The 2,917-nt window shown below is 66.5% G+C and carries 1 protein-coding gene; it reads right to left on the bottom strand.

What is annotated here, in order from left to right:
• Positions 1 to 91: 91 nt before the first annotated feature.
• Positions 92 to 2,911, bottom strand: coding sequence for a hybrid sensor histidine kinase/response regulator (locus DY467_RS25230; protein WP_164639774.1), 2,820 nt, complete (start codon positions 2,909 to 2,911; stop codon positions 92 to 94).
• Positions 2,912 to 2,917: the final 6 nt, after the last annotated feature.

The raw sequence follows: 2,917 nt of genomic DNA, 5'->3' as shown, positions 1-2,917 counted from the left end.
CCGCCGATCATCGCGGTGGCGAACTGGGTGGTGTTGCCGCTGATCGCGTCGATGGTGCGGCTCATCGCGGGGGTGTCCTTCCTGGTCTCGCTCATGCCGCCTGCTCCAGCACTTCGGGCGTCGCATGCATCGTGGTCTGCTCCTTCAGCGCCGCGATCAGGCCGGGACGGTCGAACTTGGCGATGTAGTCGGTCAGACCGGCCTGACGGCCGCGCTCGATCGCCGCCGGCGACACCAGCGAGCTCAGCGCGATCACCGGCAGGCTCGACATCTTGGTGTCGGAGCGGATCGCCTCGGCGAACTCGAAGCCGTTCATCTCCGGCATCTCGATGTCGGTCAGGATCACGTCGAACTGCGCACCCGAGCGCAGCACGGCGAGGCCCTCGACCGCCGAGGTCGCAACCCGCACCTTGTAGCCCGCCGCCTTCAGCACCGGACCCAGCATGTTGCGGAAGAACGCACTGTCATCGACCAAGAGCACCGAGCGGGTGGTCATCGTCTGCCGCATCTCCTTGCGCGCCAGCCAGTCGGAGAACGCCATCGGCAAGAAGTGCGCGACGTCGATCACTTCGGTCGCCTGGCCCTTGATCACCGCAGAGCCGAGAATGCCGTCGCGGCTGGAGCCGACCTGGATGTGCAGATGCTCCTCGACGATGTCGACGATCTCGTCGACCACAAGGCCCATCGACCGGTCCTCGTCGGCGAACACCAGGATCGGCTGCACGCCGCTTGTCGCCACATCGACGCCTTCCATCAGCACCAGCGGCATCAGCTGGTCGCGGTACTGCACCATGTAGCGGCCGTTCGACTTCTCGATCTTGTCGGAGGCGATCTCTTCCAGGCGCGTCACCAGCGACAGCGGCACCGCCTTGGGCTGCGCCGAGCCGGCGCGGAACACGAGCAGCGAGGTGAGCTGTTCGGCCGAGGCGTTGCGGCTCGCCGCCGCCTGGTCGGAGATATCGTGCTGCGCCGACACCGCGGTGCCGAGCGCCTGCGCGATCCCGTTCGGATCGACGATCATGATCACCGCGCCGTCGCCCAGGATGGTGTTGCCCGAGAACATCCCGATGTGACGCAGCTTGGTCGACATCGGCTTGACGACGATTTCTTCGGTGTGGAACACGCCGTCGACCACGATGCCGAAGGTCTGGCTGCCGACCTGGGTCACCACGATGAAGCCGTTCTCCGGCTCGCTGTTGGCGCCCTCGTCGATGCCGAGCAGCTTCTTCAGATGGATCAGCGGCAGCAGCTTGTCGCGCAGTCTGAGGACCGGCGTGTCCTTGATCCGCTCGATGCGGTGCTCGGAGTTGGCCCGCGCCCGCACCAGTTCGACCACCGCCAGCTGCGGGATCGCGAACCGGTCGCCGCCGGCCTCCACGATCAGCGCCGAGACGATCGCCAGCGTCAGCGGGATCTTGATGGTGATCGCCGAGCCTTCGCCCGCGACCGACTTCACCTCGATGGTGCCGCCGATCTGGTCGATATTGGTGCGCACCACGTCCATGCCGACGCCGCGGCCGGACACCGAGGTGACGGCGGCGGCGGTCGAGAAGCCCGGCGCGAAGATGAACTTGTGGATCTGCGCCTCGGTCATCTTCTCGAGTTCGGCCTCGGTGACCAGACCATTGGCCAAGGCCTTGGCCTTGATCCGTTCGGTGTCCAGCCCGCGGCCGTTGTCGGCGATGCAGATCACGATATGGCCGCCCTCGTGATAGGCGGACAGGCGGATGGTGCCCTGCTCGGGCTTGCCGGCGCGCGCCCGATCCTCGGGCTTCTCAAGCCCGTGGTCGGCGGAGTTGCGCACCATGTGGGTGAGCGGGTCCTTGATCAGGTCGAGCACCTGGCGGTCGAGCTCGGTGTCGGCACCGTGCATCTCCAGCTCGATGTGCTTGCCGAGTTCGGCGGCCAGATCCCGGACGATGCGCGGCAGCTTCTGCCAGGCGTTGCCGATCGGCTGCATCCGGGTCTTCATCACCCCGTCCTGCAGCTCGGCGGTGACGGTGGAGAGCCGCTGCAGCGGCACCTTGAACTCGTTGTCCTCGTGGCGGCGGCTGATCTCGAGCAGCTGGTTACGGGTCAGCACCAGCTCGGACACCATCGTCATCAGGTGTTCGAGGGTATCGACGTTGACCCGGATCGACTGATTGGCGACGCCGCCGGCGGCACCGCCTTCCGCCGCACCCTCGCCTTCGCCGCCGGACTTCTTCGCCGCCGGCTTGGCGGCGGGTTTGGCGGGCTTGGCCGGCTTCGGTTCAGGCTGAGCCACCTCGGCCACGGCCGCCGGAGCCTCGCTCACGGCCGGCTGCAGCGGCGGGGAAGCCATCTCGATCTCGGTCTCGCGGAAGGCGCGCTCCAGCTCGTCCAGCGACACTTCACCCGGCCGCAGCGGACGCTCCAGCGTCTGCGCCACCAGGGTGCCTTCGGTCGAATTGGCGTCGGCCGCAACAGCTTCGGCAGCAGCTTCGACTTCGGCCACAGCAACCTCGGCAACGTCCACCGGCGCCGCGCCGCCGAGCTCGGCCGCGATCTCCTCCGGCGAGCGCATCGACAGCCGCTCCAACTCCCCGATCAGGTCGCCGTCCTCGCCCTCGGGCTCGGCCTGGGTCGCCTCCAGCTGAGTCAGAATGTCCTTGATCCGGTCGATCGTGGTCAGGATCAGCGTCACCGCCTCCCCCGTCACCGGCATCCCGTCCCGGAATTTGCCCATCAGGGTCTCGGCCGCATGCGCAAGCGCTTCAAGCCGCGGCAATCCTAGAAACCCGCACGTCCCCTTGATGGTGTGAACAAGACGAAAAATATTGTCCAATATCTTCGCGTTGTTCGGCTCCTGCTCAAACCGGACCAACTGGTTGTCAACCGTGTCCAGGCTCTCGAAGGTCTCCGTCAAAAACTCACGAAGAAGATCGTCCATACGCGT

The sequence above is a fragment of the Rhodopseudomonas sp. BR0G17 genome, from assembly GCF_010907025.1.
GTDB classification, from domain to species: Bacteria; Pseudomonadota; Alphaproteobacteria; order Rhizobiales; family Xanthobacteraceae; genus Rhodopseudomonas; species Rhodopseudomonas palustris_H.
The sequence above is the reverse complement of the archived record's forward strand: the minus strand, read 5'-3'. Positions and strand labels throughout refer to the sequence as shown.